The 14147-nt window shown below is 60.1% G+C and carries 13 protein-coding genes; 2 read left to right on the top strand and 11 right to left on the bottom strand.

From position 1 onward, the window contains the following. Positions 1-14 precede the first annotated feature (14 nt). The 4 genes from C8K61_RS15065 to puuE all read right to left on the bottom strand — a co-directional run bounded on the left by C8K61_RS15065 (position 15) and on the right by puuE (position 3133). Complete coding sequence (locus C8K61_RS15065) at positions 15-518, bottom strand: ureidoglycolate lyase (protein ID WP_108097087.1); 504 nt, start codon at positions 516-518, stop codon at positions 15-17. 123 nt (positions 519-641) lie between these two features. Continuing rightward, positions 642-1637, bottom strand: coding sequence for an allantoicase (gene alc, locus C8K61_RS15060; RefSeq protein ID WP_108097086.1), 996 nt, complete (start codon positions 1635-1637; stop codon positions 642-644). 54 nt (positions 1638-1691) lie between these two features. Next, positions 1692-2207 carry a 2-oxo-4-hydroxy-4-carboxy-5-ureidoimidazoline decarboxylase gene (uraD, locus tag C8K61_RS15055; protein WP_108097085.1) on the bottom strand — a complete coding sequence of 172 codons (516 nt, stop codon included), beginning with the start codon at positions 2205-2207 and terminating at the stop codon, positions 1692-1694. Beyond that, a complete protein-coding gene (gene puuE, locus C8K61_RS15050; protein WP_108097084.1) occupies positions 2204-3133 on the bottom strand; it encodes an allantoinase PuuE in 930 nt (309 codons plus the stop codon). The genes uraD and puuE overlap by 4 nt, the downstream gene beginning before the upstream one ends. A 408-nt stretch (positions 3134-3541) precedes the next feature. Here puuE and uraH point away from each other — a divergent pair, with 408 nt between their 5' ends. Further along, positions 3542-3895 (top strand): hydroxyisourate hydrolase, encoded by a 354-nt coding sequence (gene uraH / locus C8K61_RS15045; RefSeq protein ID WP_108097083.1) that lies wholly within the window; start codon positions 3542-3544, stop codon positions 3893-3895. Positions 3896-3993: 98 nt separating this feature from the next. Here the strand turns inward: uraH and C8K61_RS15040 are convergent, their stop codons facing one another. Both C8K61_RS15040 and C8K61_RS15035 read right to left on the bottom strand, forming a co-directional pair. Continuing rightward, positions 3994-4623 carry a LysE family translocator gene (locus C8K61_RS15040; RefSeq protein ID WP_108097082.1) on the bottom strand — a complete coding sequence of 210 codons (630 nt, stop codon included), beginning with the start codon at positions 4621-4623 and terminating at the stop codon, positions 3994-3996. Positions 4624-4704: 81 nt separating this feature from the next. Continuing rightward, the gene (locus C8K61_RS15035) at positions 4705-6048 is read right to left on the bottom strand and encodes an NCS2 family permease (protein ID WP_108097081.1); all 1344 of its coding nucleotides are present in this window, start codon (positions 6046-6048) and stop codon (positions 4705-4707) included. Positions 6049-6658: 610 nt separating this feature from the next. On the opposite strand from C8K61_RS15035, the gene C8K61_RS15030 reads away from it, so the two are divergent. Continuing rightward, positions 6659-7426 (top strand): GntR family transcriptional regulator, encoded by a 768-nt coding sequence (locus tag C8K61_RS15030; RefSeq protein WP_108097080.1) that lies wholly within the window; start codon positions 6659-6661, stop codon positions 7424-7426. A gap of 126 nt (positions 7427-7552) precedes the next feature. Here C8K61_RS15030 and guaD read toward each other — a convergent pair whose 3' ends face one another. From guaD to xdhA, 5 genes are all read right to left on the bottom strand, one after another. Then, positions 7553-8854, bottom strand: coding sequence for a guanine deaminase (gene guaD / locus C8K61_RS15025; protein WP_108097079.1), 1302 nt, complete (start codon positions 8852-8854; stop codon positions 7553-7555). 124 nt (positions 8855-8978) lie between these two features. Next, positions 8979-9812, bottom strand: coding sequence for a xanthine dehydrogenase accessory protein XdhC (xdhC, locus tag C8K61_RS15020; RefSeq protein ID WP_108097078.1), 834 nt, complete (start codon positions 9810-9812; stop codon positions 8979-8981). Continuing rightward, positions 9809-9976, bottom strand: coding sequence for a hypothetical protein (locus C8K61_RS26755; RefSeq protein ID WP_156684111.1), 168 nt, complete (start codon positions 9974-9976; stop codon positions 9809-9811). The genes xdhC and C8K61_RS26755 overlap by 4 nt, the downstream gene beginning before the upstream one ends. A gap of 101 nt (positions 9977-10077) precedes the next feature. Beyond that, positions 10078-12474: a xanthine dehydrogenase molybdopterin binding subunit gene (gene xdhB / locus C8K61_RS15015; protein ID WP_108097077.1), complete on the bottom strand. Its 2397-nt coding sequence runs from the start codon at positions 12472-12474 to the stop codon at positions 10078-10080. Then, entirely contained in the window at positions 12467-13918 is a 1452-nt protein-coding gene (gene xdhA, locus C8K61_RS15010) for a xanthine dehydrogenase small subunit (protein ID WP_108097076.1), read from the bottom strand. Before xdhA ends, xdhB begins: the two co-directional genes overlap by 8 nt. Between the last annotated feature and the right edge of the window lie 229 nt (positions 13919-14147).

The raw sequence follows: 14147 nt of genomic DNA, 5'->3' as shown, positions 1-14147 counted from the left end.
ACGCCAGGCTTCTCTTATTGGTGGGGGTTGAGGAGAACCTGTTCATCCTCGGTAAAAAAATGCTCATCGCAGTTGTTGCCTGAACCACTGCGATCAACCACCAGGAAGTCATCCCGCTTTTCGATCGTCAGCACCGGGTGGTGCCAAACGCCGCGATGGTAATTAATGCCCTGCTTGCCATTGCTGACAAACGCACGGACCAACTCTGATTCAGGTGCATCGCCAAGTGGCGCGACCACGATCAGAAAGGGGTTGCCGAGCAGCGGTATAAACGCCTGGCTGCCCTGCGGATGGCGCTCCAACATGCGGATGGTCAGCGGCATCTCCAGCTTTTCAGCGCTGAAAATACTGATGATCGCCTTGTCATCCGGCTGCGCGGTCTCAACCGTTGCCAGCTTGTGGTAACGGCGGGTGGAACCGTTGTTGATCATGAAGTAGTCGCTGCCTTCGGTTTCAATCACATCGCCAAAGGGGGCGAAGGCTTCTTTGCTCAGCGGTTCGATGATCAGTGTGCGCATGTTGGTCTTCTGTTCTTTGATTGCTTTTGGTTTTTTGCTTTTTGTGGGAGGGGCTTTAGCCGCGATGCTTTTATTTTGAAAAGCTCGCGGCTGAAGCCCCTCCCACAGGTCGTGCGTTGCTCTTTATTTCGCCACTTTGCCAAACAACCGCAGACGGCTGACACCACCATCCGGGAACACGTTCAGGCGGATGTGGGTGATCGGGCCCAGGGCTTTGATCTGCTCGGCGAACTCGTGCTCGGCGTGCATCTGCAGCTTCTGGCTTGGCAGCAGTTCGCGCCAGAACAGGCTCTGGGTTTCGATCTGGCTGTCGGTGCCGCCTTTTACGAAGGCGCCCTGGATCGAGCAGCTGTCCGGGTAGTTGCCTTTGAAGTGCAGGGTGTCGACGACGATGCGTTCGATCTCGCCCGGGTGGCCAAGGGCGACGATCACCCAGTCGTTGCCCGGAGTACGGCGGCGGGCAGTTTCCCAGCCATCGCCCATATTGATGCCGCGGCCCGGGTTGAGGATGTTGCTCATGCGGCCGAAGTGCTCGTCGGAGCACGCCAGGGCACGGCCGCCGTTGAGGGCGCTGGCCAGGTCGACCTGTTCGTTGTCACCAACATTGGACCAGTCGCGGAACGGCACGCCGTAAACGCGCAGACGGGCAACGCCGCCGTCCGGGTAGATGTTGAAACGCAGGTGGGTGAAGGCCTGGCTGTTGGCGATTTCGTGGTAGTGGTGGCTGTTGCCTTGCAACTCCACGGCGCCCAGTACTTCAGTCCACTCGGTGCTGTCGCTCGGGTCGCCATCGGCTACGAAGCAGCCTTCCAGGGACGCCGACGGCGGGAAGTTACCGGTGAAGAAGCTGGTGTCGATATCCACGCCTTTGATCGAGCCGGGTACGCCCAGTTTGATCACGGCACTGTCGTAGCCTTCGAAGCGCTTGCGGCGCGATTCCCAACCATCCATCCACTTGCCGTTGTCATCGAACACGCCTTCTTTCCACACCGCTGGTGTGGGCTGGAACAGGCGGTTGACGTCGGCGAACCAGTCATCGGTAACCGAGATGGCTTTGGTGCCCAGGCGGGCGTCGGCGAGGTTGACGTATTTTTCGAAAGGTACGGCGTAAGCTTTCATTGTTTGTCTGCCTTAGTGGGGGCGTGGGAGGTGGCGGCGTTAGGAGCTGAGGCCCTATAGGGTCTGCAGCCGGAACAGCGCGATCTTGTTGATTTCGGCCAGTGCCCGCGTGAACTCTGCTTCTTTGGAGTTATGAATACGCTCCTCGAAAGCCGCGAGAATCTGGTGCCGATTGCTGCCCTTGACCGCCATGATGAAGGGAAACGCGAACTTCGCTTTGTAGGCGTCGTTCAGCTCGGTGAAGCGTTGGAACTCTTCAGCCGTGCATTCGTGGATGCCGGCACCGGATTGTTCCGAGGTGCTGGCTTCAGTCAGTTCGCCACGGACCGCGGCTTTGCCGGCGAGGTCCGGGTGAGCGTTGATCAGTGCCAGTTGTGCGGCGTGATCAGCGCTCAAAAGGATGTCGGCCATGCGGCTATGCAGGCCGTCGATGTCATCGACGCTGGAATCAACCCCCAGATCAAAGGCTTTCTCGGCAACCCACGGGGAGTGCTCGTAGATATCGGCGAAGGCGGCAACGAACGCGTCGCGGCTCAGGGTGGACGGGGTCAGGGTCTGGAAGCGGCTCATTTCGCGCTCTCTTGGCTGAAAGGGTGAGTGGCGTGCCAGTGCTTGGCGATGTCGACGCGGCGAGCGAACCACACCTGCTCGAAGCCCTGCACGTATTCAATAAAACGTTGCAACGAGGCCAGACGCGCCGGACGGCCGATCAGGCGGCAATGCAGGCCGATGGAAAGCATCTTCGGCGCCTCGCCACCTTCGGCGTAGAGCACGTCGAAGGCGTCTTTCAGGTAATTGAAGAAGTCATCGCCACTGTTGAAACCCTGCACCTGGGTGAAGCGCATGTCGTTGGTGTCCAGGGTGTAGGGGATCACCAAATGCGGCTTGCCGGTGGAGTTGTTCGGTTCCCAGTAGGGCAGGTCGTCGTCGTAGGTGTCGGAGTCGTAGAGGAAGCCGCCTTCCTCCATCACCAGGCGCCGGGTGTTCGGGCCGGTGCGGCCGGTGTACCAGCCAACCGGGCGCTCGCCGGTGATTTCGGTGAGGATGCGGATGGCTTCGAGCATGTGCTCGCGCTCCTGGGCCTCGTCCATGTATTGGTAGTCGATCCAGCGGTAGCCGTGGCTGCAGATCTCGTGGCCGGCGTTGGCCATGGCGCGGATCAGGTCCGGGTGGCGCTGGGCGGCCATAGCCACGGCGAATACGGTGAGCGGAATACCAGTTTTCTCGAACAGCTTGAGAATGCGCCAAATGCCTGCGCGGCTGCCGTATTCGTACAACGACTCCATGCTCATGTTGCGCACGCCTTGCAGTGGCTGAGCGGCGACCATTTCCGAGAGGAAGGCTTCCGACTCTTTGTCGCCGTGCAACACGTTGCGTTCACCGCCTTCTTCGTAGTTGAGCACAAAGGAGATGGCGATGCGGGCATTGCCTGGCCAGTGCGGATGGGGGATGTCGTTGCCGTAACCGATCAGGTCGCGAGGGTAGTCAGCGCTCACTGCAGGTATTCCTTCTTATGAATGGGTGCGGTCGCTGCAAATGCCTGGTAGGCGGTGGGCAACCGTGATGGAGCGATTGTATACAAAGTAGTGGGTGTTTTGTAAATGGAAAATTTCACTGTTTTTTCCATTTGCACATGATCATTAAGCGTAGCCCAACGCCCGGCCTTGGCTGCGTGGCGTGCCATTGTGGTGCATGCGGGGAAAAGTCGCGCTGCGACTGGGCAAGAAAGCGTTGAACAAATTGGTGTGAGTGATTGTGTACAATTTTTCATTGGAATGTCTCGAAAACAAAAGCGCGCGTGCTATGCTCCGACCGCGCCCCGGCGAAGCCGCTGGCCTGGCGCTCCGAATTCAACTGCATAGAGGAGGCGTGGCGCCTGCGTTCAACGCAGCTGCCCGAAACCGATGGGACGTTTAACCACCCACGTACTGGACGCCGCGCATGGCTGCCCAGGTAGCAATATCAAGGTTGAGTTGTACCGCGTTGAAGCATCCAGCGTGGTCCTGATCAACACCCTGCACACCAACGATGACGGCCGTTGCGACGCGCCCGTGCTGCAAGGTGAAGACTACGCCTCAGGCGTTTACCAACTGCATTTCCACGCCGGCGACTACTACCGCGCCCGTGGTGTGCAACTGCCGGAACCGGCTTTTCTGGATGTGGTGGTGCTGCGCTTTGGTATCGATGCCGGCCAGGATCACTACCATGTGCCGCTGCTGATTTCGCCGTACAGCTATTCGACGTACCGCGGCAGCTAGTCCGCTTCCCCGTAGGAGCGGCTTCAGCCGCGATGCTCTTGATGTTGAAAAGCATCGCGGCTGAAACCGCTCCTACAGGATATGTGTCATCCCTTCTCTTACCGACTCAACAGCGATGCCGTGCCGGCCCCGGCAAATAGCGCAGCGCTGACGCGGTTGAACCACACTTGCCCCTTGCCTGAACGCAGAAACCGCGCTGCCCCACGCGCGCCCAGGCCATAGAACAGCTTGCAGCCCAGATCCAGAATCGCCCACGTGGCGATCATCACCATCAGTTGTTTGAGGATCGGCTCCCCGGCGCTGATGAACTGCGGCAAAAACGCGGCGAAAAACAGAATGTCTTTCGGGTTGCTGGCGCCCAAACCAAAAGCTTTGAGAAACATGCTGCGCCAGCTTGGCGGTGTAGGCGCCTCTTCTTCGGTGCGCACCGGTTTCGCCGCCAGGCGCGATTCCTGCCAGCTCTGGTAGGCGAGGTAGAACAGGTACAGCGCGCCGACAATTTTCAATACGCCGAACAAGGTGGCCGAGGCCAGCAGCAGCGCCCCCAGGCCCAGGGCCGAGGCGCTCAACAAGCAGATCGATGCGCTGACTCCGCCCAGAAAGGCTGGCGCGGAGCGGCGCAGGCCGTAGTTCAAGCTGTTGCTGACCATCAGCAGGGACAGAGGGCCGGGAATAATGATCACGATCAGCGCGGCGGTGCTGAACAGCAGCCAGGTTTCAAAGCTCATACGGTCCTCGTTTAGAAGCAGCAAAGCCCCGACGCTCGAACGCCGGGGCTTTTTATTGCGGGTTGCGTGTGGGTGCAGAGATTACAAGAAGGCGAATTTCGCCGCGCAAATAATCGACAGCACATACAGGCTTGGGGTGATTTCTTTGTGTTTGCCGGTGGCCAGTTTAAGCACCACGAAGGTGATGAAGCCCATGGCCAGACCATCGGTGACCGAGAAGGTCAGCGGCATCATCACCACGGTAATGATCGCCGGGATGGTGTTGGTGTGGTCTTCCCAGTCGATGTGGGCCATGCCGCTCATCATCAGCATCGCCACATAGATCAGCGCGCCAGCGGTGGCGTAGGCAGGGATCATGCCGGCCAGCGGCGCGAAGAACATCGCCGCAATAAACAGCACGCCAACGGTAACGGCGGTGAGACCGGTACGGCCACCGGAGGCCACACCAGCGGCGCTTTCCACGTAGCTGGTGACGGGCGGGCAGCCGACCAGGGCACCGAAGGCGCTGGAGGTACTGTCAGCCTTCATGGCTTTGCTGAGGTTTTCGATGTGGCCGTTGTCGTCCACCAGGCCGGCACGCTGGGCAACGCCCATCAGGGTGCCTGCGGTGTCGAACATGTGCACAAAGAGGAAGGCCAGAACCACGCTGATCATGCCGACGTTCATCGCGCCGGAAATATCCATGGCCAGCCAGGTCGGCGCCAGGCTCGGTGGCATGGAGAAGATGCCACCGAATTGCACTTCACCCAGACCCCAGCCAATCAAGGTGACGGTGAGAATGCTGATCAGGATGCCGCCGAAAACGCGGTGGTATTCCAGTACCGCAATCATCAGGAAGCAGATGGCAGCCAGCAGCGGACCGGCTGCAGTCAGGTCACCCATCTTGATCAGGGTGGCAGGGCTTGCAACCACGATACCGGCGGTTTTCAGACCGATCAGGCCAAGGAACAGACCGACCCCGGCGCCCATGGCAAAGCGCAGGCTTGCCGGGATGCTGTTGAGCAGCCATTCACGGATGCGCGAGAAGGTGAGGATCATAAACAGAATGCCGGAGAGGAATACCGCCCCCAGCGCGATCTGCCAGCTGTACCCCATGGTGCCGACCACGGTGTAGGTGAAGAACGCGTTCAAGCCCATGCCCGGTGCCAGGCCAACTGGCCAGTTGGCGTAGAGGCCCATCAGGAAGCAACCGAATGCTGCAGCGATACAGGTGGCGACGAAGGCCGCACCGTGATCGATGCCGGCGTCGGCCATGATGTTGGGGTTGACGAAGATGATGTACGCCATGGTGATGAACGTGGTCAGGCCGGCGGCGAGCTCGGTTTTGACGGTGGTGCCATGCAGGCTCAGCTTGAACAGCCTTTCCAGCAGGCCGGTGCGCGCAGGCGTCGCGGCGTAGATTTGTTCTTGTTTTGTGCTTTCCACAGCGGGGTACTCCTCAATTCTCTTATTTTGGTCACCGAGTCCTGCATCCTTATAAGAAGGGTGGCAGAGCTCTGAGGTAGGTGGCTTACGTGGTGCGCTTGCTGGTGTTTTGTTGACTCTTTGGTCAGGAAGTCACACGAGCGCGATTATGCGTTTGTATACAAAAAAAGCAATTAATGTTTTCACTGTTGCGCAAATTGCTCTTATTGATTGTCCGGTGCTTGATAAGCAGATTGTATGCGACAGTTTGATTTCAGATTTTCTAATAATATGTTTTAAAACAACAAGGTACGGTTGCTTCTTGTTTTCAGGCTAGGCGCCTGGCGTTCCATGAGGGAGGGTTTTTGCGGTTGACATGGGCGTGTTTGGTGCAAAAAAGCCGGTGCTTTTGTCCTGTTACGCCGGAAAAAACTAAGAAATGCACAGGGCGTAGGTCGGCAGCGAAACGGGCTGGGGCTGGCGGTAAGCCGAGCGAGTTAGGAGCTGCCGCTTCGATTGTGTACAATGCGCCGGTATTTTCACCCTCTATTTTCCCGCCAAAGGCTTGCCAGCACTGGGGGGGAACGCAGTAGAGTCGCGCATGACCGCAGAACTTCTGACGCGAGCCCGAATGAACGAACAATTGCAGCCCCTAAAGAAGCAACCGCGTGCTGTTAAAGCCAGCCACAGCGGCACTCAGGATGACGTGGTTTACGCGCATATCTTCGATGCCATCCTGGAACAACGCCTGGCGCCTGGCACCAAGCTGAGCGAGGAAGCGCTGGGTGAGATCTTCGGCGTCAGCCGCACCATTATTCGTCGCGCCCTGTCGCGCCTGGCCCATGAAAGCGTGGTGCTGCTGCGCCCTAACCGTGGCGCGGTTGTGGCCAGTCCCAGTGTTGAAGATGCGCGGCAGATTTTCTACGCACGCCGCATGGTCGAGCGCGCCATCACCGAGCTGGCAGTGGAACACGCCACCGCCGAGCAACTGGCCGAACTGCGCCAGATGGTCGCCGACGAGCAGACCAGCTTTTCCCGTGGCGACCGTGGTGCCGGCATCCGCCTCTCCGGCGAATTCCACCTCAAGCTGGCCGAAGCGGCAAAAAACGCCCCGCTGATCAGCTTCCAGCGCAGCCTGGTGTCGCAGACCTCGTTGATCATTGCCCAGTACGAAAGCGGCAGCCGCTCGCACTGCTCCTACGATGAACACAACCAATTGATCGACGCCATCGAAGCGCGCGATGCAGTGAAGGCTGTCAGCCTGATGATGCATCACATGGATCACATCGACAGCAAGCTCAACCTCGACGAAGACAGCGCTTCGGATGACCTGCATGCGGTGTTCTCGCATTTGCTGCAGACCAAGAAAAAAGCACCGCGCTCAGCTGCGCCGCGCTAGTTTCTCCGGTCAATAAAAAACCGCCCTCGTTGGGCGGTTTTTTTATGGCTAGATCAAAAGCTTCGCGGCTGAAGCCGCTCCTACGAATGGTGCGGTCCGTAGGAGCGGCTTTAGCCGCGATGGCTTTTAGCGCTTATGCACGCTCTGACCCGCCGCAAACGTCTCTTGCACCGCCCGATCGTCGCCAATGGTCATCAGCACAAACAACTTCTCTTCCAGGTTCTTGGCCTGCTGGAGGCGGTACGACAGCAGCGGCGTGGCGTGGTAGTCGAGGACGATAAAGTCCGCGTCGTTACCCTGGGCGAAGCTGCCGATCTTGTCGTCTAGACGCAGCGCCTGCGCGCCACCCAAGGTGGCCAGGAACAGCGATTTGAACGGGCTCAGTTTGTTGCGCTGCAGCTGCTGCACTTTGTACGCCTCGTTCAGCGTTTGCAGCATGGAGAAGCTGGTGCCGGCGCCGACGTCGGTACCCAAACCGACGTTGACCTTGAACTGCTCCGCCTGCTTGAGGTTGAACAGGCCGCTGCCGAGGAACAGGTTGGAGGTCGGGCAGTGCGACACGGCCGAACCTGTCTCGGCCAGACGCTGGCATTCCTCGTCGCACAGGTGCACGCCATGGGCGAACATCGAGCGCTCACTGAGCAGTTGGAAGTGATCGTACACATCCAAGTAGCCCTTCTGCTCGGGGAACAGCGACTTCACCCAGGCGATCTCGTCGACGTTCTCCGAGAGGTGGGTGTGCATATACAGGTCGTCGTATTCGGCCAGCAATTTGCCAGCGGCTGCCAGCTGTTCCGGGGTGCTGGTCGGAGCGAAACGCGGCGTCACGGCGTAGTGCAGGCGCGCCTTGCCGTGCCAGCGTTCGATCAGCTCTTTGCTGTCGTCGTAGCTCGACTGCGCGGTGTCGGTCAGGTAGTCCGGCGCGTTGCGGTCCATCATCACCTTGCCGGCGATCATGCGTAGGTTCAGGGCCTGGCTGGCCTCGAAGAAGGCGTCCACCGACTGCTTGTGCACGCTGGCAAAAACCAGGGCGGTGGTGGTGCCGTTACGCAGCAGTTCCTTGAGGAAAATCTGCGCCACATCGGCGGCGTGGGCCGGGTCGGCGAACTGCTTTTCGGTGGGGAAGGTGTAGGTGTTCAGCCAGTCCAGCAGTTGCTCGCCATAGGCGGCGATCATGCCGGTTTGCGGGTAGTGAATGTGGGTGTCGATAAAGCCCGGGGTGATCAGCGCATCGCGGTATTCGATAACGTCCACGCCCTTGAGGGTTGGCAGCAGATCCTTGGCGTGGCCGATTTTGGCCACCTGGCCATTGTCGACCACCAACACGCCATCTTCGAAATACTCATAGGACTGCGCGTCACCCACCAGGGCGGGGTCGGCAATGCTGTGCAGGATGGCGGCGCGGTAGGCTTTTACGTGGCTAGTCATGGCAGTCTCGTGGTGCGTATTTATTGGTGTTCGGGGCTGTTGGGCTTCGCGGTGCTCAACCCAACCTACGTTCCGTTATCCAGGTAGGTTGGGTTGAGCCGCAGGCGAAGCCCAACATCGCAATTTATGCTTTGGCGCGGCGCGAGGCGGGGATCAGCTTGGCGACGCTTTCGCCGCTCTTTTCGCCCTGGCCAAAATTGGCGTTGTAGGTGGCGATCACTTCACCGGCAATGGAGATGGCGATCTCCACCGGCAGCTTGCCTTTGACTTCGGCGATGCCCATCGGGCAGCGCATTTTCTGCATCACCTCGGCACTGAAGCCGCGGTCACGCAGACGGTGTTCGAACTTGACCCGCTTGGTCTGCGAACCGATCAGGCCGTAGTAGGCGAAATCGTTGCGCTTGAGGATGGCGGCGGTCAGTTCCAGGTCGAGCTGGTGGTTGTGGGTCATGACGATGTAGTAACTGCCAGGCGGCATGTTCTCCACTTCATCGACCACTTCCTCGTTCACCACCTTGGTGGCGCCATGGGGAATCTGCTTGGGGAATTCGTTTTCCCGCGAGTCGATCCACCGCACCTTGCACGGCAGGCTGGCCAGCAACGGCACCAGGGCGCGGCCGACGTGGCCGGCACCAAACACGGCGATATGCGCCTGCGGTTGGCCCATCGGTTCGAACAGCAGCACGGTGGCGCCGCCGCAGCACTGGCCGAGGCTGGCGCCCAGGCTGAAGCGCTCCAGGCGGGTGTCCTGGGTGCGGCTGACGAGCATTTCGCGGGCCAGCTCCATCGCTTTGAATTCCAGATGGCCGCCACCTACGGTTTCGTAGATACGGTCAGCGGTCACAACCATCTTCGAGCCGGCATTACGCGGGGTTGAGCCGAGCTCTTCGATGATGGTCACCAGCACGCAGGGCTGGCCCTGCTGCTGCAAATCGGCGAGGGCGCTGATCCAACTCATTTGCTCAGCCTCCAGGTGCGAAGCGGTTTGGCGGAACGGGACAGGCGCCAGTCGTCATCGGCTTTCGATGGGGCGGCGGTTTGTTCCAGCAGGACCAGACGCGGCAGAGCGTCGGGGCTCTGTGGCGCGGCTGGAGTGGTTGTCTGTGCGGTGTGTGTTGTCATTGTTGTTCACCGTTTTGTGTTTGATAGAGCTTTTGTGGGAGGGGCTTTAGCCGCGATGCTTCTGATTTTAAAAGCTCGCGGCTAAAGCCCCTCCCACGGGGTCATGCGGTCTCGACTGTCGCGGCAGCCTCGGCCTTCTGCGCCTTCAGCACTTTTCTCATCTGCTCCACACCCCAGAGCACGCGCTCAGGAGTTGCCGGGGCGTCGATCGAGGGTTGCACGCGGTAGTCAGCCAGGCTGGCGACGGCGTCTTTGATCGCGCACCAAGCGGCGATGCCGAGCATGAACGGCGGCTCGCCGACGGCCTTGGAGTGGAACACGGTGTCTTCCGGGTTCTTGCGGTTTTCCACCAGCTTCACGCGCAAATCCAGCGGCATGTCGGCGATGGCCGGAATCTTGTAGCTCGCCGGGCCATTGGTCATCAGCTTGCCCTTGGCGTTCCACACCAGCTCTTCCATGGTCAGCCAACCCAGACCTTGCACGAACGCGCCTTCCACCTGGCCGATGTCGATGGCCGGGTTCAGCGAGTTGCCGACGTCATGCAGGATGTCGCCGCGCAGGAACTTGTACTCGCCGGTGAGGGTGTCGACGATCACTTCGATGCAGGCAGCGCCGTAGGCGAAGTAATAGAACGGCCGGCCAGCGGCTTTGCTGCGGTCGTAGAAAATCTTCGGCGTTCGGTAGAAGCCGGTGGCCGACAGCGAGATCTGGCCGAAGTAGGCCTTCTGAATCATCTCTTCAAACGACAGGTACTGGTCACGCACGCGTACCTGGCTGTTGCTGAATTCCACGTCTTCCGGGGAAACCTTGTACTCGCGGGTGAGGAAGTCCACCAGCCGCGCCTTGATGGTTTCGGCGGCGTTCTTGGCCGCCATGCCGTTCAGGTCTGCACCGCTGGACGCTGCAGTCGGCGACGTGTTCGGCACCTTGTCGGTGTTGGTGGCGGTGATCTGGATACGGGCGATATCCACCTGCAGCACCTCGGCGACGATTTGCGCCACCTTGGTGTTCAGGCCCTGGCCCATCTCGGTGCCGCCGTGGTTCAGGTGGATGCTGCCATCGGTGTAGATATGGATCAGCGCGCCGGCCTGGTTGAGGAAGCTGGCGGTAAAGCTGATGCCGAATTTGACCGGAGTCAGCGCCAGGCCTTTTTTCAGCACTGGGCTTTTCTTGTTGAATTCAGCGATTTCAAGGCGGCGTTTGGCGTAGTCACTGCTGGCTTCCAGTTCGGCAGTCATCTCGTGGATGACGTTGTGCTCGACCGTCTGGTGGTAGTGGGTGACGTTGCGCTCGGTCTTGCCGTAGTAGTTGAGCTTGCGCACTTCCAGCGGGTCTTTGCCGAGGTCGCGGGCGATGGCATCCATGATCTCTTCGATCGCCACCATGCCCTGCGGGCCACCGAAGCCGCGGTAGGCGGTGTTCGACGCGGTGTTGGTCTTGCAGCGATGGCCGTTCACCGTGGCGTTGCCCAGGAAGTAGGCGTTGTCGGAGTGGAACATGGCGCGATCTACGATGGAGTTCGACAGGTCCGGCGAGTAGCCGCAGTTACCGGCCAGTTCGATCTCGATACCGTGCAGCAGGCCGTCGTCGTCAAAGCCGACGTCGTACTCGACGTAGAACGGGTGACGTTTGCCGGTCATCTGCATGTCTTCAACACGCGGCAGGCGCATTTTGGTCGGCCGTTTGGTCAGGTGCGCAATTACCGCACACAGGCACGCCGGGCTGGCAGCCTGGGTTTCCTTGCCGCCAAAACCGCCGCCCATGCGGCGCATGTCGATAACGATTTTGTGCATCGGCACGCCCAATACTTCGGCCACCAGTTTTTGCACTTCGGTGGCGTTCTGCGTCGAGGTGTAGACGATCATGCCGCCGTCTTCGGTGGGCATTACCGAGGAAATCTGGGTTTCCAGGTAAAAGTGTTCCTGGCCACCGATATGCAGCGAACCCTGCAGGCGGCGCGGGGCCGTAGCCAGCTTGCTCACTGAGTCGCCGATCTTGTGCTGGTGGCTGTCGAGCACGAAGTGTTTGTTGCGCAACGCTTCGACCACGTCGAGCACCGGCTCCAGGTCTTCGTATTCGATGATCGCCGCCATGGCGCCTTTGCGGGCGTTTTCATGGGTGTCGGCGGCCACGGCAATTACCACCTGGCCCACGTACTGCACCAGGCCATCGGCCAGCAGCGGGTCGCCGGGGGCCACGGCGCCGATATCCAGCAGGCCGGGTACGTCTTTGTGGGTGATCGCAATGGCTACGCCGGGAATGGCGTAGCAGGGCGACACGTCGATCTTGGTGACGCGGGCATGGGCGCGGTCGCTCATGCGGGCATACACGTGCAGTTGGTTGGGGAATTCCAGGCGGTCGTCTACATACACCGCTTCGCCGGACACATGCTTCTCGGCGCTTTCGTGTTTGACGCTCTTGCCGACGCCGGTGGTGATGCCGGCGCGGAACAGTTCGGCCAGTTCGGCCTGGCTTTTCGGGGCGTGGTGGTTAGACATAAGCGGTCACCCGTGTTTCGACGTCTGGAGTTTGCAGCTCAAGGAAGAATTTACGCAGCAGGTTCTGTGCGGTGAGCAGGCGGTATTCCTTGCTGGCGCGGAAGTCGCTCAGCGGGCTGAAGTCCTGGGCCAGGGCTTCGCAGGCCTGTTCGATCACGTCCATGTCCCAGGCGTTGCCTTGCAACGCGGCTTCACACGCAGCAGCACGTTTGGGGATCGCGGCCATGCCACCGAACGCGACGCGGGCGCTTTGCACCACGCCATCGGCGACCACGATATTGAACGCGGCACACACGGCAGAAATGTCGTCGTCCAGACGTTTGGACACCTTGTAGGCGCGGAAAGCCTGGTTGGTCTGGTGGCGCGGCACCACGACCTTCTCGATGAATTCGGCTTCCTGACGGGCAGTGACCTTGTAATCGAGGAAGTAATCTTCGATTGGCAGGCTGCGGGTCTGGCCACCTTTGCGCAACACCACACGGGCGCCGAGGGCGATCAGCAGGGGCGGGGCGTCACCGATCGGCGAGGCGTTGCCGATGTTGCCGCCGAGGGTGCCCTGGTTGCGGATCTGCAACGAAGCGAAGCGGTGCAGCAGCTCGCCGAAGTCCGGGTATTCCTTGGCCAGTGCGCCGTAACAGTCGGACAGCGCTGTGGCGGCGCCAATCTCGATGGCATCGTCGGTGAACTCGACGCGTTTCATCGCTTCCACGTGGCCAACGTAGATCATCACCGGCAGTTCACGGTGGAACTGGGTGACTTCCAGGGCCAGGTCGGTACCACCGGCGAGCAGACGGGCTTGCGGGTTGGCGGCATACAGGTCGGCCAGGTCGGCGACGGTCAGCGGCAGCAGGCAGCGCTTGTCACCGCTGTTGAGCTCGGCGGTTTCCTGTGGCGCGATGGCTTGCAGCTTGGCGATGGTTTCAGCTTCGGCGGCGTCGAACTGATCTGGCTGCTTCTGGCAGCAGGCCTGTTCGGCGGCATCGATGATCGGGCGGTAGCCGGTGCAACGGCAGAGGTTGCCGGCGAGGGCTTCCATGGTCTGACCTTTGTCGAAGCCGTCGCTGTTCTTTTGCAGCGCAAACAGCGACATGACAAAGCCTGGGGTGCAGAACCCGCATTGCGAGCCGTGGCAGTCGACCATGGCTTGCTGAACGCTGTGCAATTGGCCCTGGTGCTTGAGGTCTTCAACGCTGATCAGCTGTTTGCCGTGCAGCGAGGAAACAAAGGTCAGGCAGGAGTTGAGGGTGCGGTAGCGGATGCGCGGGGTGCCGGACGAGTTGTCCAGCTCGCCGACCACCACGGTACAGGCGCCGCAGTCACCGGAAGCACAGCCTTCTTTGGTGCCGGGTTTGGCCACGTGCTCACGCAGGTAATTGAGCACGGTGACATTTGGGTCGAGACGCTGCTCAGTACGCAGCTCACGGTTGAGTAAAAACTGGATCAAGGACGACCTCCAGGCACTTTCTTGTTTTGTATGGCACGCGTTTTTGGGCGGGGCGAGGGTTGCGTTATGGCTAACCCTCTCCCCCGGCCCCTCTCCCGCAGGCGGGAGAGGGGTGAACAGCCGTTGAATTTGTTTGGCGAATTTAGAGAATTCTGACTTTTGGGTCAATAAAATATTTGACTCTTTAGTCAAGCAATCCGCGTGCCCGACGATCAGTCTTTTCCCAGCA

Source organism: Pseudomonas sp. GV071 (assembly GCF_003050835.1).
Classification (GTDB): Bacteria; Pseudomonadota; Gammaproteobacteria; order Pseudomonadales; family Pseudomonadaceae; genus Aquipseudomonas.
Note: the sequence above shows the minus strand (reverse complement) of the source record. Positions and strands in the feature narration are given on the sequence as shown.